We start from the raw sequence: 20,948 nt of genomic DNA, 5'->3' as shown, positions 1-20,948 counted from the left end.
TCTTTTTGGTTTAAAATTACCAAGGGGCAATCCCTCGGTCATCTTCGATGACTTTTGGGACAGCCCCTTTGTGCATGCTGCTGTTAATCTGAAGAAGGGGGTAGCTCTCTATGCTATGCCGTATGAAGAAAGTAATCAAAAGATACCCGAAGTAAAAATGCCCCACTATCTGCAGTAATCATCACCAGCCTATACTGGACTCACAGGAGGCGGGTATTATGCGAAGCAGCACGAAAAAGTTCCGTAAGAACAGTCAACTGCATCTGATGCTAGTTCCCGGGCTTATCTTGATTGCCGTGTTCAGTTATTTGCCGATGGCAGGACTTGGTATCGCTTTTCAAGATTTCAACCCGATCGTCGGTTTTTCCAAATTCAACTGGAATGGTGACAACTTCGAATATATGCGGGCGCTGCCGGACTTCATGCCTGCCGTCAAAAACACGATTATCCTCTCGGTCATGAAGATCACAGCCGGTATCGTTGTGCCCTTAACAGCGGCGCTGCTGCTGAACGAGGTTCGCTCCACTTTGTTCAAGCGTTCCGTACAAACGGTTATATATATGCCGCATTTTTTCTCCTGGGTCATTCTCGGAGGGATCGTCATTGATGTTCTCTCTCCCAGCGAAGGCATTGTCAACGCCATCATCCGGTCATTCGGAGGAGATTCGATTCCCTTCCTCTCTAGCAATGATTGGTTCCGGTATGTTCTGGTTGTGACGGATCAATGGAAGGAATTCGGCTTTAATACCATCGTCTATCTTGCTGCGCTGACCTCTATCGATCAGGGGTTATACGAGGCGGCCGTAATAGACGGAGCCTGCAGATGGCGGCAGACGTGGAACGTTACGCTGCCTGGGATTCGCCCGATTGTCGTACTGATGGGGACGCTCAGCCTCGGCAATATATTGAACGGCGGCTTCGATCAGGTGTTTAACCTGTACAATCCGATGGTGTACCAGACCGGGGACGTTCTCGATACTCTCGTTTACCGGATTGGGATCGAACAGACGCAATATTCGGTCGCGGCGGCGATCGGTCTCATCAAGTCGGTCGTTTCGCTCGGGTTAATCGGACTCGGCTACTGGCTCGCATTCCGGTTCGCGAAATACCGGATATTTTAGGAAAAGGGGGACAATCGTCACCATGCATCTCATTTCCCGCAGATACAAGATCTTCCTGATAGGCAACAACGTGATTCTGATCGTACTTACATTGCTGTGCTTGCTCCCTGTAATCAACGTGCTTACGGTATCCTTCAGCTCGAGCGCGGCGGCGGGCGCTGGACAAGTGTCGGTGTGGCCGGTGGACTTTACGCTTAAATCGTACGGTTTCGTGCTGCAGAGCGGTCAATTCATCGTGTCCTTCTGGAACAGCGTTATACGGGTCCTGATCGGTGTTGTCTTGAGCACAGCCATCACCGTCCTGGTCGCGTACCCTTTATCGAAGGAAAGCCACCTGTTCCCGCAGCGTACGGTCTATGCCTGGCTCTTCGTATTTACGATGCTGTTCAGCGGGGGCATCATACCGAGTTATCTCGTAATCAAACAAATCCATCTGCTGGATTCCATTTGGTAGCTTGTGCTGCCTACGGGGGTTCAGGTGTTCAAAATTTTGCTCATGCTGAATTTTTTCCGGAGCTTGCCCAAGGAGCTGGAGGAAGCCAGCTTTATGCCAAGCAAGCCATCAAGGTGAACGCCAGCGCATACATGCTCAAACCGGTGGATGACCGGGAGCTTTACGATACGTTGTCCCAATTGACCGCCAAATTGGATGCAGAGCGGAGCATGGAAGAATCAGGCACGCAGCTCCGGGAGGCGCTGCCATATATCGAGAAGGAGCTCGTATTAAGCTGGCTCGAAGGCTCGGCTTCCCCGGAGCTTGCGCCCTATGCGGCGCAGCCGCTCCAACTGCTAGCAGGCGAATGCGGGCTCACTGCCTTGCTGCTGGAAATTGACGACTTGGAATGGCGGCTGAACCATCTAAGCGAAGAAGCGAAATCCGAGGCGTTCTCAGAGATGTTCCTGACTGTTCAGAAGTGGTGTGATGAGAAAGAGGCTCTTTACTGCATGCACGACAATCGGAGGCGGATCGTTGTGATTGCCTCCTGCGAAGAAAACCGTACGGCGGAGCTTGCCGAGGAGTGGCTGCATCGCGTCCGGGAGCAGTTTGCCCCCTTTACGGTTACGATTGCCGTCGGCAGTACGGCGCAGCGGGCGGACGGGCTGAGAGAATCGTATAAATCGGCGAAGTCGGCGCTCAAGGAGAAACTCTATCTCGGTAAAAACAGGCTCATTCTTCATTCCGCCCCGAAGAAGCCGCAGAATCGTCAGGAAACGGATATTAACGCTGCAGCGGAAGCGATGTTCCACGACATGCTCCAATATCTGCTGGTTGCCGTAGACGAGAGGCTCGAGTCGCTCTTTCGGCAGCTGGACTGGTATGAAGATAAAGCCGCGATCGTCAATCTGATCGTCCATTTTATCTCGCGGCTGCATATGCACGGGGAGCAATGGAACGAGAATTTGTACGGACTGCTCGATTGGGAATACGGGAGCCTCGGCGAGCTTTACCGGTTTGAAACGCTCCATGATATGAATGCGTGGCTCAGAAAAAGGTTCTTCGAGCTTTCCGAGCTGCTTTACAGGAAGCAGCAAAAACAGAACCGGAAAATCATCGATTCGATTCTGGCGTTCGTAGACATCCGGCTGGAATCCAAAATTACGCTCAAGCAGGTCGCCGAACGATTCGGCTTCTCGCCCAATTATCTCGGCCAGCTGTTCAAGGAAGAGACGGGCGGGCATTTCAGCGATTATGTCATCCGCGCCCGCATGAGGAAAGCTTGTGAGCTTCTGCTCGAGCCCGGGCTGAAAATTTACGAGATCGCGGATCGGATGGGATATAAAAATATCCTGTACTTCAACCGTCAATTCAAGCAGCTCGTCGGACAAACGCCGGGAGACTACCGAAAAGCGTACAAGGTGTAATGTCCGTTGATTTTGTACGGTATTTCGTTGAACAGCTCCATCGTGAAAGCGTTCTCTAAGCTATATGCTAAAGATAGAAATTTTGCAGAAGAGGTTGTGAACGGCATGAACGAGCAAGGCTCCGCAGCAAGGTTGAAGCCGAAGAGTACGCTCCGCAGGCTTGCGGCCCAGTGGGAGGTTCAATCGATGATCCTTCCGGGAATGATCTTTATCCTGTTATTCAGCTATATCCCGATGCGCGGGATCCTGATCGCATTCAAGGAGTACGACATTTTTCAGGGCGTATCAGGCAGTCCATGGGTTGGACTTAGGCAGTTCCGGCTTTTTTTCAACTCTCCGGATTTTGCGATGGTGATGAAAAATACGGCCGTCATCGCTCTGCTCAAGCTGATTTTCATTTTTCCTGCCCCTATCGCTCTGGCTCTGATGCTGAATGAAGTGAAACAAGCCGCCTTTAAGCGGCTCGTCCAAACGTTGACTTACCTGCCGCACTTCATCTCCTGGGTAATCGTATCGGGACTCGTCTTCTCGATTCTTTCCGTCGATAGCGGGAGCTTGAACTTGCTGCTCGTTAAGCTCGGCGCCGTAGACCGTCCGGTGAACTGGCTGTCCATCCCGGAATATTTCTACTCCATCCTCATCTCGGCCGGGGTGTGGAAGGAAATCGGGTTCAGCTCGATCGTCTATTTGGCAGCCATTGTCGGCGTGAATCCCCATTTGTACGAAGCGGCCGCCATCGACGGGGCCGGGAGGCTGAAGCAGATCGCAGCAGTGACCGTGCCGACGATCGCTCCCGTCATTATTATTTTTTTCATCCTCCATATCGGCAACCTGCTGAGCGCCGGGTTCGAGGACATTTTAGCAATTACGAACGGCGGCAAAAACACGATTTTGCGCGAAGTCTCCGAAGTGCTTGACACTTACGTCTACAATGTCGGCGTCAACCAGCAGCGGTATTCGTTCGCTACGGCGGCGGGATTGTTTAAATCGGTCGTTAATGTGCTGCTGCTGTGGGGCGCCAACACGCTTGCGAGAAGAGTCGGGGGATCCTCACTATGGTAAGGATGCCGCCAAGGGAAAGGAGGAGTACGATTGCAGCATCGTTTCGAAGATAAAATAATCGACACCGTCATTTATACCGCGCTCCTCGTTCTGTCGCTGGTGTCGCTCTATCCGTTCTGGAACGCCTTGGTCATCTCGCTCAATTCGGGAGCGGACACGTCCCTGGGGGGCGTCACGGTTTGGCCCAGAGCGTTTACGCTGGATAATTACCAGGTCGTGTTAAGCGATCCGCGCTTTTTTAGGGCGCTGTTTATGACCGTCTTGAGAACGGTCTGCGGGACGGCGGCATCGATCTTCTTCACCGCGCTTCTGGCTTACGGCCTGTCGAGAAAGGGTACGATGGGACGCAAGTATTATATGCTTGCGGCGATCTTCACGATGTACTTTCAGGGCGGATTGATTCCGACGTATTTATGGCTTCGGGAGCTTGGGCTGTTCAACAATTTCTGGGTGCTGTTCGTTCCCTGGATCATCAGCGTATGGAACATGATCGTCTTCCGCACCTTTTTCCAGGGGCTCCCGGAAGGCTTGGAGGAATCGGCCAAAATCGACGGCTGCAGTTTCCGCATCGTCCTTCCTTTGTCGGGGCCGGTCATTGCAACCTTATCCCTGTTCCAAGCGGTGCTGTTCTGGAATGAATGGTTTGCGTCCGGGATTTATATCAATGATGAATCGCTCCTGCCCGTTCAAAACTATCTAATGAACATGATCAATTCCAATTCCGCGCAGGAAATGATCAGCCAGCTCAGCGGCGTTTCGGGAGGAGTCGGCGATATGGTCACACGAACGATTACGCCGAAATCACTGCAGATGACCGCACTTATGGTCGTCAGTTTTCCGATCATGCTGGTGTATCCGTTCGTGCAGAAGTTTTTCGTCAAAGGCGTTATGGTCGGATCGCTGAAGGAGTAACGATGACGGCATTTACGGGCATTGCCCTTAAATGATACAAACAACGATTATGGAGGGGTTATCGTATGAGCACACGAACAAAATGGTCCATGCTGCTGGCTGGCGTTCTGCTATTCGGCACCGCACTTACGGCATGCAGCGGAAAGGGAGGGACGGCTGAGACACCGTCTAATTCTACGGCGCCGGTAAATGACAAGGGCGGAGCGGAAGCAGCGAAATTCGGCGAACAGCCGCTTGAGTTCAGCTTTTATTCCAACTATGATTTTGCCTCTCCGATCGGCTACGGCAACGATGCGACAACGAAATGGCTGAAGGAAAACAAAAAGCTGAACATCGTCGAAATCGGCTCGAACGGCAATGCGAAGCAGAAGTTCGGGGCGATGGTCGCGGCGGACGACCTGACGGACGTTATGATGCTGGACCGGGGATCGACGGAGTATGCGACCATGCAGAAAAACGGCATGCTGGTGCCGCTTGATGATTATTACAAAAAGTACCCCGTACTGCAAAAGCTGATCGATCCGCAAACCTACAATATGCTGAAGGCCGGCGACGGCCATATCTATGTCATCCCCAACTGGTTCGACAGCTCGCAAAACCCGTACAAATATTCGAATACCGGCTGGACTGTCAACCGCAAAATATACGCTGAATTAGGCAAGCCCGAACTCAAAACCTTTGACGATCTGTATACCTATTTGAAGCAGGTAAAAGCCAAGCATCCGGATATCATCCCGCTCGAAACCGGCATGACGCTAAGCGGCGTCAATATGCTCTTTAAGCTGATTTATGCCGGCTACGGCGGCAACCGTACGATATGGAACATCGGAGACGTTCCGTCGCTGCCGAATATGGACACCCATACGCTGGAACCGATTTTTAACGACCCCGCTTACAAAGAGGCTTTTCAATGGTTATACAAGCTGTACCGCGAAGATCTTGTCACCCAGGATATGTTTACACAGAAGCTGGAGCAGGTTCAGGAGAAGCTGAACACGGGGCGGGCTGCGGTAACGGGTCTGTCCAACATTACGGGCTTTGGGAACAATGCGAACAACATTTTGCAGGCGAAGGATCCAAATGACGGCTACGATTATATTCCGTTTCTCTACGACAAAGAAGCCGATCCGAAAACGGTTAATCCGCATACCTACGGCACGCTCGGCTGGAACGTAAACGTCATTACGAAGAAAGCGAAAGATCCGGAACAGATTTTCGCGTTCTACGATTGGTGGGCGAGCGAGGAAGGACAGCGGATCAACGCGTTCGGTCCCCCGGGACTGCTGTACAACAAGGTGGATGAGCACGGAGCGCCGATTGACAACGAGAAGGCCAAGACGATTACGCCGCAGGAGAAAGCGAACCTGAAGATCGGATTATTCAATCCGGAAGGCTCCTGGCTGTTCTATACAATCGGTCATTACAAAAATCTGCAGGATCCGAAAACGGTCAACTGGGGCAACGCGGCCAGCGAGTTTTTCGGCGGATATGCAAAGCTGAATGCAGATCAATTCAATAATATGACGCTGGATCCAAAGTCGGACGCAGGCATTATCGAGCAGCAAATCAAGCAGACTTGGTACGATGCCGACGCGAAACTGGTATTCGCGGGTTCGGACGGAGAGTTCGAAGCGGTGTTCAACAAACTGAAGGACGACGTGACGAAAGCCGGTTACGATAAGGTGCTGGCGGAGAAATCGAAGATCTGGCAGGCCAATCTTGATGCGATGAAATAATCATTATCAATCACACAGCAAGGCGGCCGATTCCCGGGTCAGTGTGCGGGAATCGACCTAATTGCATGCTTATACGGACTCCCCGATATGCTGATAGAACTGCTTGGACTGATCAAAAAAGGCGTCGACCGCAAGCTTCATCTTCGGGACACTGCTCTCCTCCAGCGCTTCCAGCACAACGGTTCGGTTCTGGATGCTGTTCTCCATGGCGCCGGGCACGCGGAGCAGCTTGATGCTTGTTTCCCTGCGCAAATAGACGATCGTCTGCATGAGCTTGGCATAGATCCGGTTGCCGCAAATGCCGCCGACGTGAAGGTCGAACCGGTCGAGCTGATCCAGGAAAAGCTCCGGCTCCTCCGGATTCAGTACGGCCGGGAGCGCGCTTAGAATATCATGCAAAGGCTGCAGCTCCTGCGGCTCGTTATGGGCGGCGGCGGTCAAGTAAACCTCCGATTCGATGAGTCTGCGGGCGGCATACACCTCATCGAGATTATCGAGCTCGTGATGGAACATCCAGACGATCGTCTCCGGCGGGATCGGCTCCTGCCTGCGGTTCACAAAGCTGCCCTCACCGGATTTGATCGTGATGAGACCGACCAGCGACAACGCCCGCAGCGCTTCGCGCACGCGGCCGCGGGTGACGCCGAACTGCTCGGCTAAATCCCGCTCGTTCGGCAGCTGCTGGCCAGGCTTCAGCTCGCCGGAGCGAATGAGCTGTACGATTTGTTCCATGATTTGCTCGGTGACGGTGATGCGCTTTACGCTTTTAATTTGGACCATGTCCATGAAGCCTCCAATTGTACATTTTCATATTGAGTTCAACCACTATTGGTGGTAATCTGGAAATAAGGTACTCTGGTAGTACCAGAACACCAAGGTAGATGTCTTTATTATACCAACAAAAGATCATTAGCAAAAGCGAAAGGCGGGAAGAGCTTGATCCGTTCTGTATTTTTTGAAGAATATGAGCTGGGCGCGGCAAGGCAGTCGATGGGTAGGACGATCACGGAGACGGATATCGTCCTGCACGCCGGGCAAACCGGAGACTTCTATCCTCATCACATGGATGCGGAATGGTGCAAGACGCAGGATTTCCAGCAGCGGATTGCGCACGGCACGCTTATTTTCAGCGTCGGCGTCGGCATGACGGCCGGAGAAATCAATCCGGAAGCGTTCTCCTACGGGTATGACAAGCTGCGTTTCATCCGTCCGGTTTATATTGGGGACACGGTCACCGTCAAGGTGACTGTGAAAGAGAAGCGGGACCATCTGAAACGGCCTGAATTCGGCATTGTGAGTGAATTGCTCGAAGTAACGAATCAGCGGGGCGAAACGGTGCTTGTCTGCGACCACCTGCTGATGGTTAAAAGGAAAGGAGCCGCGTAAGCCATGACGATTCAGCTTAAGGGCATCACTTGGAACCATACCCGGGGCTATGTGCCGATGGTTGCCGCTTCCCAGCGGTTTGCGGAGCTGCATCCCGGCATCAGCATTGATTGGGATAAGCGGTCGCTGCAGGAGTTTGCCGACGCTCCGATCCAGAATTTGATCGAGCGTTACGACCTGCTGGTCATTGACCATCCATGGGCCGGATACGCGGCGGAGCATCGGGCGCTCATCGACCTCGGGGCATTGCTGCCGTCGTCGTATTTGGCAGATCAGGCTGCCAATTCCGTCGGCTTATCGCACGAGAGCTACCGGTTTAACGGCGCTCAGACGGCGCTTGCGATCGATGCGGCGACTCCGGTCGCGTCCTATCGGGCCGATTTGATGGAGCGTGAAGGCATGCGTCCTCCCGAAACATGGGAAGAGCTTCTGACACTTGCCCGCGGAGGGAGAGTCGCCTTGCCGGGAATCCCGATCGACAGTCTGATGAACTTCTATATGCTGTGCGCGACTTTGGGCGAAGCCCCTTTTGTATCTGCGGAGAGGGTAGCCCTGAGGTCGACGGCTTCGCAGGCGCTGGAGATGTACCGGGAGCTTGCAAGCTTGTGCCCGGCCGGCATTTATGAATGGAACCCGATTGCCGTTTATGAAGCGATGACGGGCACGGATGAATTTCTATACTGCCCGTTTGCGTACGGGTACTCGAATTACTCGCGTGCCGGCTATGCGAGAAACGTACTCACCTTCGCCGACTTGGTATCGCTGCGCGGCCGGGGCAGGCTGCAAAGCACGCTTGGAGGGACGGGGCTTGCCGTCTCGGCCGGGTGCAGGCATACGGATGCGGCCGTCCGTTTTGCCGCTTTCGCCGCCGATCCGGCCATTCAGCAAACGCTGTATGTCGAAAGCGGCGGTCAGCCGGGACACCGCGCCGCATGGGTAAGCGATGAAGTAAACCGGCGCAGCGGCAATTATTTCAGGCTTACGCTGCCTGCGCTGGACCGCGCTTATATGCGGCCGCGATATGACGGTTACCTTCATTTTCAGGATCTTGCGGGAGACGTTGTCCGGGATTATCTCCGGGACGGCGGCAGCATAGACCGCACGCTCGACCGGCTTGACGCGCTTTACGCCGAATCGCTTCGCCTGAGAGGAGGTAAGCAGCCATGAAGCCTTTATCAGGATTAACCGTACTCGATTTCAGCCAGTTCCTCTCCGGACCTTCAGCCGCGTTAAGGCTGGCCGACTTGGGAGCGCGGGTGATCAAAATCGAACGGCCCGACGGCGGGGATCTGTGCCGTCGGCTGTATATTTCGAACCTTGAGCTGGACGGGGACAGCACGTTGTTTCATTCCATCAATCGGAATAAGCAGAGCTTTTCCGCCAATTTAAAGGATCCGGAGGATCTGGCCGCTGTACGCGAGCTGATTGCGAAGGCGGATGTGCTTATTCAAAATTTCCGCCCGGGCGTCATGGAGAAGATCGGACTTCATTACGAAGCGGTCAAACAAATCAATCCGCGAATCGTGTACGGTCTGGTGACCGGTTACGGGAAGGAAGGGCCGTGGAAGGACAAGCCGGGACAGGATTTGCTCGTCCAGTCGTTATCGGGGCTGACTTGGCTGAGCGGCGACGAAGGTCAAGGCCCGGTGCCGTTCGGGCTCTCGGTTGCGGACATGATGGCCGGAGCGCATTTAGTGCAGGGGATATTGGCCTGTCTCGTGCGTCGCGGCGTTACCGGGGAAGGCGGGCTGGTCGAGGTCAGCCTGATGGAATCGATACTGGATGTGCAGTTTGAAGTGCTTACCACGCATCTGAACGATGGCGGAAAGCTTCCGGAGCGAAGCGCCGTGAACAATGCAAACGCTTACTTGGGAGCTCCTTACGGGATTTACGGCACTTCGGACGGTTACATCGCCATTGCCATGAATCCGGTCGTGCGTCTTGGTCAGCTGCTGGAATGCCAGCAGCTGACCGAATATACGGATGCCAAGCGGCTGTTTTCGGAACGGGACGAGATCAAGCGGATCCTGAGCGATCATCTGCGGTCGAGGACGACGGCGCAGTGGCTGGACGTGCTAGAGCCCGCCGATATTTGGTGCGCGGATGTGCTGAACTGGGGCCGGCTGCTTGCGCATGAAGGGTTTCAGGCGCTGGAAATGGTGCAGACGGTTGTCCGCGACAATGGGGCGCAGCTTGAAACGACACGCTGCCCGATTCGGATCGACGGTCAAATCTATAAGTCGGGCGCCGGTTCACCTAAGATCGGCGAGCATAACGAGCGGATTCGCGCGGAATTTCGACTGCCGTAAGCTAACAAGGCTTGCAAGCCGAAAGGAGAATGTCTCTTGAAGGTGGATGCCCATCAGCATTTTTGGAATTTGCAGCAGGTTGAATATCCGTGGCTCGGTCCGGAGCACGGGCCGATTTACCGGTCTTTCGAGCCAGGCGAGCTTGAGCCCCAGCTGCTGGCGGCCGGAATCGACAAGACGGTTCTCGTGCAGGCGGCTAATTCGTATGAGGATACCGAGTATATGCTCTCGCAGGCGGAGCGGTTCGGTTGGATCGGCGGCGTCGTCGGCTGGGTTCCGCTTATGAAGCGCCGGGAAGCGGAAGAGAAGCTGAAGCAGTGGACGAAGAATCCCGTGTTTAAAGGCATCCGTCACTTGATTCATGACGAGCGGGATCCGGACTGGGTCATTCAAGGCGAGGTGATCGAAGGGCTCCGCGTACTCGCCGCATACGGAATGACGTTCGATGTCGTTGCGGTTTTCCCTGATCATCTGAAGCACGTACCGCTGCTTGCGGAGCAGGTGCCCGGATTGAAGCTTGTGATTGACCATCTCGCGAAGCCGCCCATTGCAAAGAAAGGGTGGGAGCCTTGGGCGGAGCAGCTGGAACGCGCGGCTCAGTATCCGGACGTATACGCCAAAGTATCCGGGCTGAACACGGCTGCCGGGGACGATTGGACGGCGGCGGATCTGAAGCCGTACATCGACTTTGCCGTGAAGACTTTCGGCGCGGAGCGGCTCATGTTCGGCAGCGACTGGCCGGTCGCAATAATGGCGGGTGATTACGCCCAGGTATGGTGCGAAACGAACAAAGCGCTCGAATCGTATCCCAAGGCCGATAAGGAAGCGATTTTAGGCGGCACGGCGGCGCGCTTCTATCATTTATAGACTTTGCGGCAAACCGCATGAAGAAGAGGAGGGATTCCGTTGAATCTGCATTCGGCAGGAGCTTTGCCGGACCTGAATTATGCGCCGAAGCTTCCGGAGGACAAAGGAATGGGGATTGCCATAATCGGTGCCGGGGAAATCGTCCGGAGCTGTCATCTGCCGGCATACCGGATGGCCGGTTTTACGGTAATCGGCATCTATGATAGCGAGCTTGAGAAAGCGCGTGAAGCGGCAGCGGAGCACGGCATTCCCCGCGTGTACCGGTCGCTCGAGGAGCTGCTCCTTGATCCCCTCGTTCAGATCGTCGATATCGCGGTTCCGGCGAAGCATCAGCTTCGGGTCGCCTTCGAATGTGCGGCGGCGGGCAAGCATCTCCTGTGCCAGAAGCCGCTCGCGGAGAGCTACGACGAGGCGAAGCGGATCGTGGAGCTGTGCGCGGAGGCTGGCGTTCGGGCGGCCTCCAACCAGCAGATGTGGTGGTCGCCCGGAATCGGCGCCAGCCGGTCGATCGTCAGCCGAGGCTGGATCGGCCAGCCGCTGCAAGCCAGCATCCAAGTAAACGTTCGTACGGAATGGGAAAATTGGGATTGGCTGACGAAGATCGATACGCTGGAAGTGATGTACCACAGCATTCATTACATGGATTCGATCCGGTATGTCATGGGCATGACGCCTGAATACATTTATGCGGACGGCGCGAAATGGCCAGGTCAGCCGTACCGGGGTGAAACCCGCACGCTTATTCATATCAAGTTTCCGGGAGAGGCGCGGGGACTCATTCATGACAGCCATAATAACCGGCAGCCGCAGGAGGATTGGTGCGCGACGTTCCGTTTCGAAGGGACGGAAGGGGCCGTGAGAGGAACGAACGGGACGCTGTACGATTATCCCGACGGACAAGAAGACACGATCAGCTTTTATTCGCGCGTGCTGGATTCCGGGCGTTTATTCGAGCCGGAGCTGGAAGGGCGATGGTTTCCTCACGCGTTTATGGGTCCGATGGGAGAGCTGATGCGCGCCGTACAGGAGAATCGCGAGCCCGAAAACAGTGTCAGGGACAACCTTGTCACGCTGCAAATGGTGTTTGCGGCGTATCGTTCGATGGCGGAGAACCGGCCTGTCGCCTTAAACGAAATCGAATAATGATCGTTACGGAGTTTGAAACGGAAAATTACTCTTACAGCTTGGGCGTCTTTATATCTAAACGATTATAGAAGCCGTTTGATCAGAGGCCGGTGTGTGCGGGAGCGGCAGTGAAGGCAATTAGGCTGCCCGCAAGCGCACGCGCGGCGGCTTTTGTCACCGGACTTTAAGAAAGCGAGTGAAGGAAATGGCAAATAGACAGATTCCGGATACACTGCTGCTGGAGGAGCGCGCGGTGCATGCGCTGAATGCGATGGTTGGCTTGGCGGACGAGGATCACGGAGGCATTCCGTTTTTTAATGCGGATCTCAATCATAAACCGGCTTTCATGACACATGGGGACTGGGATTACGGCTCCTCGCACGGCCGTATGGTCGATTCGATGATTTTGGCAAGACATATGTCCGGCTCCGCTTACGGGACCGAGGTGGAGCAGCGGTACCGGGCGAATCTGCTGAGCTTCTTTAAAGAAGACGGCATGAGCTACCGGGAGCGCAATCCGGTCAAGGACTGGGAGGCAAACGCGAACTTGATCGATCAGCGGGCGGTTCTGCTCGCGCTGACCAGCTGGTTCATGACGACGGGCGACGTCAAAGCGAAGGAAGCGGCCGACCGGCATGTGGCGGCATTGAAACGGATCGCAGTGAAAGAGAAGGACGTCTGGTACTACCCGGCCTCTGAGTACAAAGAAACGGGCTGGCCGTCGGCCAATGCCATTCAGCTGCGGCTCGCTCCCGATCCGGCGGCGTTCTGCGGCCGGCTCGTCATGCCGCTGCTGAAATATTACGAGCTGACGGGAAATGCGGATGCCTACGAGCTGAGCCAGTTTTTTACGCATTTGATCATTCACCGCAGCGGCGTCTTTAACGAGGACGGCAGCTTCAATTCATCGCTTGCCTACCGCAGCGGGCATTTTCATACGAGACTTGGAACGCTCGACGCCATCGCGCGGCTGGGCTACTACAATCGTGACGCTTCGATGATCAATTGGGTGAAGAAATGCTACGATTGGGCCCTGACGTGGAGCACGTCATTCGGCTGGACGCCTGGGGACATGCACGATCAGGCTTTCGAGCACGAGACCTGCTCGCTCGTCGATTTGATCGCGACAGGAATTACGCTCGCCCGCAGCGGCTATACGCAATATTGGGGTGTGGTCGAACGGTTTCTGCGCAACCACCTCGCCGAATCGCAGCTGCTCGATTTGAGCTGGGTCGAAGAGACGGACGACAAATCAAAGGACGTGCCGGGCTGGCTTTCCTATTATAAAGTCGCCCAGCGGACAAGAGGATCCTTCGCCGGCTATTCCGCGCCGAACGATTTTATTTGCGATCACAGTCACGGACGGGGTCATACGAGCGACCTGCAGATTTGCTGTCTGGGATCAGGCACGCGCGGCTTGTTCATGGGCTGGAGCAATACCGTTACCGAAGACAACGGAACGATAAGCGTTAACCTCCTGCTCAGCAGAGGATCGCAATGGCTTGATGTCAACAGCTATTTGCCTTATGAGGGCAAAGTTTCGCTTGATATCCGTCAGGACATTCCGAAGCTGCAGGTGCGGATTCCGGAGTGGGCCGGATATACGAAGGTACGCTTCACCCGCACACTCGGCGAGGAGACGTCTGAGGGGAGCGGAACGGAGCCGAGCAGATGGCTCGGCCACTGCTTCCTGCAGCTCGGACCCGCACGTGCCGGCGAGAACATTACGATCACGTTCCCGCTCAGCTTCCGCACGACGACGGAGACGGCAATGGGCGAGCAGTCCGAGACAAGCTGGCGGGGAGACGACGTGATCGACATTTCGCCTCGCGGCAAGCGCAAGCCGCTTTACAGCGGCCGGCCGAATCAGGACGAGACGCCGATGCGCGAAGGCGAATACCACCGTCCGGACAAAGAGTACGTTTGGTAAAGACCGATACGAATTTATAACGTAAGGAGAGTGCTTATTAGATGAAGAAAACGGTTGCAGCGATTTATACCGGCCAAGGACTTGCGGAGCCGTTAAAAAAGGTGTTCAACGAGCTTCTGCCGGATTGCCGGCTCGTCAATATCGTGGACGACAGTCTGATTCACGACGTAGTCAAGGCCGGGCAGGTCACCCCGCAGGTGGCGGGCCGCCTCATGAGCTATTACCGGAACGCGGCGGAAATCGGCGCGGACGTTATATTGAATACCTGTTCATCCGTGGGCGCGGTTGCGGATCAGGCCGGGCCCTTTCTCCCTGTACCGATCGTCAAAATCGACGAGCTGATGGCTCAGGAGGCCGTCGCCCGCTATGAGCGGATCGGCGTCATCGCCACGCTTCCAACGACGTTGAATCCGACGGTTGCGCTGATCCGCTTGCAGGCGCAGGCAGCAGGAAAGTCGGTTGAGGCGGTCGAAGGTCTGGCTGAAGGCGCGTATGATGCGCTCGTCGGCGGAAAGCCGGAGGAGCATGACCGGTTAATTCAGGAGACGGCGGAGAAGCTCGCCGCATCCGTTGACGCATTCGTGCTGGCACAGGGCTCGATGGCAAGAATGGAAGCTGCGCTCAAGGAGCGAACCGGCAAGCCGGTATTTTCCAGTCCCTATTTAGGCGTTACGGCCTTGAAGCGTCTGCTGGAACGGCTGCAGGCATAAGTCCATTTAACGGAAAGCGGTGTGAATCATGGAGTCGAAAAGAGTAATGGCCACCTATCTGGTCGAAACGCCGCATGCCTTGGAGCGTGCGGCACAGGCGATCGCCGGAGAGCAGTCGACGGGAACGTTCACGGCCGTGCCGGGAGAAACCGAGTCGCTGAAGGAACGGTACGGCGCCCGGCTGGAGCGGGTTACGGCGCTTGACGAAGTTCGGCAGCCGTCTCTGCCGGGGGCAAAAGTTCCGCCATCGCATAACGGCGTATACACGCGCGGGGAAGTGGTCGTTTCGTTCCCGCTGCATAATTTCGGGCCGTCCATCCCGAATCTGATGGCGGCGGTTGCCGGCAATCTGTTCGAGCTGCGGGAGCTGTCGGGCCTGAGGCTTATGGATCTTGAGCTGCCGGAGGAATTCGCGGAGCGTTATCCGGGGCCGCGCTTCGGCATCGAAGGGACGCGCCGGCTGACCGGCGTAGAGGGACGCCCGATCATCGGTACGATCGTGAAGCCGAGTGTCGGACTCGGCGCCGAAGAGCTGGGGGCGCTCGTGTACGAGCTTGCCCTGTCGGGGCTTGATTTCATCAAGGATGACGAGCTGAACGCCGATCCGCCATATTTTCCGCTCCGGGAGAAGGTGGAGACGGTCATGAAGGCGATAAATCGGGCGTCAGACCGTACGGGCAAAAGGGTCATGTACGCGTTCAACATTACCGGGGACATCGGCGACCTGCGCCGCAATCACGACACGGTTGTGCAGGCGGGCGGCAGCTGCGTTATGGTCAGTATCAACAGCATCGGGCTCGCGGGGCTGGCGTATTTGAACGGCTTCAGCGAAGTGCCGATCCACGGCCATCGCAATCAATGGGGGATGCTGACAAGACACGGCCTGCTCGGCATGTCGTTTACCGCTTACCAGAAGCTGTGCCGGCTGGCCGGAGCCGATCACCTGCATGTGAACGGCCTGAGCAGCAAGTTTTACGAAAGCGATGAATCGGTTGTCCGATCTGTACAAAACTGCATGAAGCCGCTGTTAGGCGGTTACGGAACGATGCCCGTCTTGTCCTCCGGCCAATGGGCCGGCACGGCTGAGATTACTTATGAACGGACCCGGACGGTCGATGTCATGCATCTGGCCGGAGGAGGCATTCTGGCTCACCCGGAGGGCCCGGCCGCCGGAGTGGAAAGCATGAAGCAGGGCTGGGAAGCAGCCGTCCGCGGGATTCCTTCCGGGCAATTCGCAATGACGCATCTTGCATTAAAGCAGGCGATTGACAAATTTACAAAGTAAGGACCATGCCCGATGAATAACGTGGATAAAGTGAATGTCGCCCGGTTGCTGTGCTTTTACGGCGATGATTTTACAGGCTCGACGGATGCGCTCGAGGCGCTTGCCGCAAGCGGCGTCGAGACCGTTCTGTTTCTGGCGCCGCCGCCAGCGGAACTGCTCGCCGAGCGGTTTCCGGGGGCGAGGTGCTTCGGGATTGCGGGCGTAAGCCGCTCGATCACGCCGGAGGCGATGGAGCGGGAGCTTGGGCCGCAGCTCGAACGGCTGAATTCGTACGGGGCGGCCGTCGTTCATTATAAGATATGTTCGACTTTCGATTCTTCACCACAGACCGGGAGCATCGGCAAGGTGCTGGAGCTCGGCAGGCGGCTGTTTCCGGGGCAGAGGTACATACCGCTTCTGGCTGGTGTTCCGCTTCTAAAACGGTATACGGTGTTCGGCCATCATTTTGCCGGAGCGGGCGGCGAGGGTACATACCGGCTGGACCGGCACCCGACCATGTCGCGCCATCCGATCACACCGATGAGCGAATCGGATCTGCGGCAGCATCTTGCGCTGCAGACGAACCTGCCTGTCGGGCTGATGGACTTGACGGCGCTGGACGGGGCACCTGAAGCGGTGAGGGAAAGGCTGGAGGAGCGGGCAAACGGCTCCGATGATGCGATTTTGTTCGATGTCCTCGACGAGCCCAGACTGGAAACGGCAGGGAGGCTTATATGGGAGGAGGCGTTAAGAGGCGGGGGCGGCCTGTTCGCCATCGGCTCCTCCGGTATCGAATACGCTTTGACCGCCCATTGGCGGGCTGAGGGACTTATTCCCAGGGAGCCCGTGCAATGGGAAGCTCCCGGCAGCGTAGACCGGCTGCTGGTCGTATCCGGCAGCTGCTCGCCGGTTACGGAGCTGCAGCTGCAGAAGGCATTATCGCAGGGGTACGAAGGCATCAAGGTGCCGGTGCAGGACTGGCTGGGTGCGGACAAAGCGCTGCGGTCGAAGCAAGAACTGCTTGAGCGCGCCGTCCGTCTGATCAGGCAGGGACGAAGCGTCATTCTTTATACAGCCTCCGGTCCGCAGGATCCGGCAATCGGCAAGCTCCGGGAGGCGTTCCGCCACCATGGCATGGAGAACGCGGACTCGGGCCGTTTTATCGGAACGGAGCTCGGAAGGCTGACGAAGGCGATTTTAGCCCAAACCGATTTAACGCGTATATTGATCGCCGGCGGGGATACGTCCGGTTACGTGACAAGAGAGCTCGGCATCTATGCGATGTCCTGCCTGAGCGCGATCGTGCCGGGCGGTCCGCTCTGCAGGTGTTACTCTGAGGAGCGGCGCATGAATGGACTTGAGCTGTCGCTAAAGGGCGGTCAGGTCGGCGGCGGCGATTATTTCGAGCTTGTCAGGCAGGGAGGAAGAAGATGAAGGTCATAAATCCAGGCAGCAGCACCAGCAAGCCCGATTGGGAAAATCCGAAGGTGCTCCAGCTTCATACAGAGCGGCCGCGCGCTGCCTCCATTCCGTACTCGGACCGGCAAACGGCGCTAAGCGGCGACAGAAACGCATCTCCCTATTACCGTTTGCTGAACGGGAACTGGAAATTCCGGTATGCCAAGAGCCCGGGCGATGCGCCGGAGCGATTCTATGAGGACTCGTTTGACGCGGGCGATTGGGATGTAATCCCGGTCCCCTCCAACTGGCAATTGCACGGCTGCGGCGTGCCTCTATACAGCAGCAGCAAATACCCTTTTCCGGTCGATCCGCCGCATATCCCGAAGATGAACCCGACGGGCTCTTATTTGCATACGTTCGATATCCCAAACGATTGGGCGGGAAGATCGGTGCTCCTGTCGTTTGACGGGGTGGACGCCGCTTTTCATGTCTGGATCAACGGCAGGGAGGCCGGCTTCGGACAGGGAAGCCATAACAAGATGGAGTTTGATATTACGGCCCATCTGCGGCAAGGCGAGAACAAGCTGGCGGTGAGGGTGTATCAATGGTCGACCGGCAGCTATTTGGAGGATCAGGACAAATGGCGGCTGAGCGGCATTTTCCGCGACGTTTGCCTGCTCGCCGTGCCCGGCATCCATATGCGCGACGTCCTGATAAGGACCAGGCTGGATAAGACGTATCGGGAAGGCGAGCTGGAGGTAGCCGTGACCCTCCGCAATAGAACTGGACACCCGGCTTCCGGCTGCCGCCTTCTGGCGGAGCTGCTGGATGACGCAGCGGAAAGGGCGGCCGAGCTTGCGGTCATTGAAACCGCGATGCCGGAACCGCATTCGGAAACCGTCCTCCGGATCGGGCTTCCCGTGCGCGACCCGGGGCTTTGGTCGGCCGAGCAGCCTTACCTTTATACGCTGCTGCTGACCTTGATCGATGAAGCCTCAGGCACGGTAACGGAGGTTCACCGTTATGCGGTCGGTTTCCGGGATGTGCTGGCAGCGGACGGTATGCTGCAAGTAAACGGCAGACCGATTGTCATCCGCGGGGTAAACCGCAATGAATTCGATCCCGATCTCGGCTATGTGACAACGTTGGACGCCATGGTACAGGACATCGAGCTGATGAAGCGGCACAACATCAACACGGTTCGCTGCTCCCATTATCCGAACGACGAGCGGTGGCTCGACCTGTGCGACCGTTACGGCTTGTATGTCATCGACGAGGCGGACTTGGAGACGCATGGCTGCGTTTTTCTCGGCGAGATCAGCAGATGGATCGACAACCCCGACGAGAAAACAGCTTACGAGAGCCGTTTGGCCGAGGATCCCGAATGGAAAGAAGCGTTCGTGGATCGGATGGTTCGGCTTGTGGAGCGCGATAAAAACCATCCTTCCGTCATCGTGTGGTCGCTCGGGAACGAATCGGGCTACGGGGAAAATCATGATGCGATGGCAGCCTGGACACGGGAGGCGGACCCAACCCGCCCGATTCATTACGAACGGGCGAAGGATGCGAAGATCGTTGACATCGTAAGCAGCATGTACCCTTCGGTGGACATGCTGATCGCGGAAGGCATGAAGACAGAAGAGACGCGTCCGTACCTGATGGTGGAGTTTGGCCATGCAATGGGCAATGCACTCGGCAATCAGAAGGAATATTGGGACACTGTGTATAAGTACCCCCGGCTTTGCGGCGGATTGATCTGGGAATGGATGGATCTCGCCATTCGACGCCGCAAGGCGGACGGAAGCTGCGAGTACGCCTACGGCGGCGATTTCGGAGATGAGCCGAACAGCGGCCACTTTTGCATCGACGGCCTGCTGTTTCCGGACCGCAGTCTTAAGCCTGCCATTCTCGAGTTCAAAAAGGCGATCGAACCGGTAACCGTTCATCCGGTAAACCTGGAGCAGGGTACCGTTCGCATCGGCAACCGGTACGATACGGTCACGATGGAGCATTTGACGGTCCGCTGGTACGTGTACCGCGACGGCGTTGGAAGAAGGGGAGCTGCCGCCGCTTCGGATTCCGCCAGGGTGCGAAGAGAACGTCATGATTCCGCATAAGATAAAGCGATTGGAAGATGGCGGCGAATACTGGCTGCACATCAGCTTCACGCTGCGCGAGCGGACGCTGTGGGCGCAGGCCGGGCACGAGGTTGCATGGGCGGATCTCCCCTTCCCTTTGCCATTGCCGGAATCCGGATCCGCATCAGCATCCGCTTATCCGGTCGTTCGCGTCCAAACGATGGACGCGCTCGAGATGCAAGAGAACGGGCGTTTCATAAGCGTAACCGGCGAGCATTTTACACTCTCGTTCGACAAGCTGAACGGCGGTATCGCAGCATGGTCGTATAGGGGCGAACCGCTCCTTACGGCGGGGCCGCAAATCAATCTTTGGCGCGCGCCGGCGGATAACGACGTCCATTTGGCGAAGCGGTGGCGGGAAGCCGGCTATCACGAGCTTGAAGCTTTCGTCCGCGATATCGCGGTGCGTTCGGCGGCAGGCGGCAAAGCCGTGCAGATCAAGGCGAATGGCATCCTTGGGGTAAAAGGCACCCGGCCTTTGTTCGAAGCGGCACAGCTCTATACGATTTACGGCAGCGGGGATGTCACGATCGAAACCAGCCTCATACCGGCAAAAGAAGGACTGCCGCCCCTGCCGAGAGTCGGCTTGCGTTTGCGGGTACCGGAGCGGTTCGAACGGTTCTCCTGGTTCGGCCGCGGGCCGCATGAATGTTACGCCGACCGCAAGGAGAGCGGCAAGCTGGGCCTGTATGAAGGAACGGCGGCAGAGCAGTTCGTTCCGTATATCAAGCCGCAGGAGAACGGAAGCAAAGCAGACGTCCGCCTGGCCGCCACTAGCGATCCGAACGGAACCGGGCTGATCATTTCCGGCATCGGGTCACCGCTCGGCCAAGTCGGCGTGCAGCAATATTCGGCACAAGCGCTCAGCCGGGCCAAGCATCTTTCGGATTTATCGCCGCTTGGGGAATACGAAGTCAGCGTCGATATGCGGCAATCCGGCATCGGCAATCATAGCTGCGGATACGCTCCTACCCTCCCGGCCTATCTGATTGCGCCGGAGCCGACTGTTTTCGCTGTCCGCCTCAAACCTTACGCGGCAGGCGAATGCGGTTCCATATTAGAGAGCCGACTTCTGCCGGAGCCGATCCCCTGGCACCATTCTGATTAAGGAAAGGATCTTGCTT

At 56.4% G+C, this 20,948-nt stretch carries 18 protein-coding genes; 17 read left to right on the top strand and 1 reads right to left on the bottom strand.

Translation table 11 applies throughout. The features are described from left to right. Positions 1-218: 218 nt before the first annotated feature. The 6 genes from ACFPYJ_RS32030 (at position 219) to ACFPYJ_RS32005 (ending at position 6,694) form a co-directional block, all read left to right on the top strand. Positions 219-1,121 (top strand): ABC transporter permease, encoded by a 903-nt coding sequence (locus tag ACFPYJ_RS32030; protein WP_379192460.1) that lies wholly within the window; start codon positions 219-221, stop codon positions 1,119-1,121. A 22-nt stretch (positions 1,122-1,143) separates the two neighbouring features. Next, entirely contained in the window at positions 1,144-1,575 is a 432-nt protein-coding gene (locus ACFPYJ_RS32025) for an ABC transporter permease family protein (protein ID WP_379192458.1), read from the top strand. After that, positions 1,569-2,984 carry a helix-turn-helix domain-containing protein gene (locus tag ACFPYJ_RS32020; protein WP_379192456.1) on the top strand — a complete coding sequence of 472 codons (1,416 nt, stop codon included), beginning with the start codon at positions 1,569-1,571 and terminating at the stop codon, positions 2,982-2,984. The genes ACFPYJ_RS32025 and ACFPYJ_RS32020 overlap by 7 nt, the downstream gene beginning before the upstream one ends. A 105-nt stretch (positions 2,985-3,089) precedes the next feature. Next, positions 3,090-4,046, top strand: coding sequence for an ABC transporter permease (locus tag ACFPYJ_RS32015; RefSeq protein WP_379192454.1), 957 nt, complete (start codon positions 3,090-3,092; stop codon positions 4,044-4,046). A 30-nt stretch (positions 4,047-4,076) separates the two neighbouring features. Beyond that, positions 4,077-4,958, top strand: a complete 882-nt coding sequence (locus ACFPYJ_RS32010; protein ID WP_379192452.1) for a carbohydrate ABC transporter permease — start codon at positions 4,077-4,079, stop codon at positions 4,956-4,958. Between the two features lie 65 nt (positions 4,959-5,023). Next, complete coding sequence (locus ACFPYJ_RS32005) at positions 5,024-6,694, top strand: extracellular solute-binding protein (protein WP_379192449.1); 1,671 nt, start codon at positions 5,024-5,026, stop codon at positions 6,692-6,694. Between the two features lie 69 nt (positions 6,695-6,763). Here the strand turns inward: ACFPYJ_RS32005 and ACFPYJ_RS32000 are convergent, their stop codons facing one another. Continuing rightward, on the bottom strand, positions 6,764-7,474 hold the full coding sequence (locus ACFPYJ_RS32000) for a FadR/GntR family transcriptional regulator (protein WP_379192447.1): 711 nt from the start codon (positions 7,472-7,474) through the stop codon (positions 6,764-6,766). Positions 7,475-7,630: 156 nt separating this feature from the next. Between ACFPYJ_RS32000 and ACFPYJ_RS31995 the strand changes: the two genes are divergently transcribed. From ACFPYJ_RS31995 to ACFPYJ_RS31945, 11 genes are all read left to right on the top strand, one after another. Next, the gene (locus ACFPYJ_RS31995; RefSeq protein WP_379192445.1) at positions 7,631-8,080 is read left to right on the top strand and encodes a MaoC family dehydratase; all 450 of its coding nucleotides are present in this window, start codon (positions 7,631-7,633) and stop codon (positions 8,078-8,080) included. A gap of 3 nt (positions 8,081-8,083) precedes the next feature. Further along, the gene (locus tag ACFPYJ_RS31990) at positions 8,084-9,247 is read left to right on the top strand and encodes an extracellular solute-binding protein (protein WP_379192443.1); all 1,164 of its coding nucleotides are present in this window, start codon (positions 8,084-8,086) and stop codon (positions 9,245-9,247) included. After that, positions 9,244-10,389 carry a CaiB/BaiF CoA transferase family protein gene (locus ACFPYJ_RS31985; RefSeq protein ID WP_379192441.1) on the top strand — a complete coding sequence of 382 codons (1,146 nt, stop codon included), beginning with the start codon at positions 9,244-9,246 and terminating at the stop codon, positions 10,387-10,389. The genes ACFPYJ_RS31990 and ACFPYJ_RS31985 overlap by 4 nt, the downstream gene beginning before the upstream one ends. A 42-nt stretch (positions 10,390-10,431) precedes the next feature. Beyond that, positions 10,432-11,256: an amidohydrolase family protein gene (locus tag ACFPYJ_RS31980; protein WP_379192471.1), complete on the top strand. Its 825-nt coding sequence runs from the start codon at positions 10,432-10,434 to the stop codon at positions 11,254-11,256. Between the two features lie 39 nt (positions 11,257-11,295). Further along, positions 11,296-12,399 carry a Gfo/Idh/MocA family protein gene (locus ACFPYJ_RS31975; protein ID WP_379192439.1) on the top strand — a complete coding sequence of 368 codons (1,104 nt, stop codon included), beginning with the start codon at positions 11,296-11,298 and terminating at the stop codon, positions 12,397-12,399. A gap of 187 nt (positions 12,400-12,586) precedes the next feature. After that, a complete protein-coding gene (locus ACFPYJ_RS31970; protein WP_379192437.1) occupies positions 12,587-14,311 on the top strand; it encodes a glycoside hydrolase family protein in 1,725 nt (574 codons plus the stop codon). A gap of 41 nt (positions 14,312-14,352) precedes the next feature. Then, on the top strand, positions 14,353-15,021 hold the full coding sequence (locus ACFPYJ_RS31965) for an aspartate/glutamate racemase family protein (RefSeq protein WP_379192435.1): 669 nt from the start codon (positions 14,353-14,355) through the stop codon (positions 15,019-15,021). A gap of 28 nt (positions 15,022-15,049) precedes the next feature. Next, complete coding sequence (locus ACFPYJ_RS31960) at positions 15,050-16,306, top strand: ribulose-bisphosphate carboxylase large subunit family protein (RefSeq protein WP_379192433.1); 1,257 nt, start codon at positions 15,050-15,052, stop codon at positions 16,304-16,306. Between the two features lie 12 nt (positions 16,307-16,318). After that, on the top strand, positions 16,319-17,719 hold the full coding sequence (locus ACFPYJ_RS31955) for a four-carbon acid sugar kinase family protein (protein WP_379192431.1): 1,401 nt from the start codon (positions 16,319-16,321) through the stop codon (positions 17,717-17,719). Continuing rightward, on the top strand, positions 17,716-19,803 hold the full coding sequence (locus ACFPYJ_RS31950; protein WP_379192429.1) for a glycoside hydrolase family 2 TIM barrel-domain containing protein: 2,088 nt from the start codon (positions 17,716-17,718) through the stop codon (positions 19,801-19,803). Before ACFPYJ_RS31955 ends, ACFPYJ_RS31950 begins: the two co-directional genes overlap by 4 nt. Continuing rightward, positions 19,733-20,932 (top strand): beta-galactosidase small subunit family protein, encoded by a 1,200-nt coding sequence (locus tag ACFPYJ_RS31945; RefSeq protein WP_465263373.1) that lies wholly within the window; start codon positions 19,733-19,735, stop codon positions 20,930-20,932. The genes ACFPYJ_RS31950 and ACFPYJ_RS31945 overlap by 71 nt, the downstream gene beginning before the upstream one ends. Positions 20,933-20,948 lie beyond the last annotated feature (16 nt).

The organism is Paenibacillus solisilvae (assembly GCF_042656405.1).
Lineage (GTDB): Bacteria > Bacillota > Bacilli > Paenibacillales > Paenibacillaceae > Paenibacillus_Z > Paenibacillus_Z solisilvae.
Note: the sequence above shows the minus strand (reverse complement) of the source record. Positions and strands in the feature narration are given on the sequence as shown.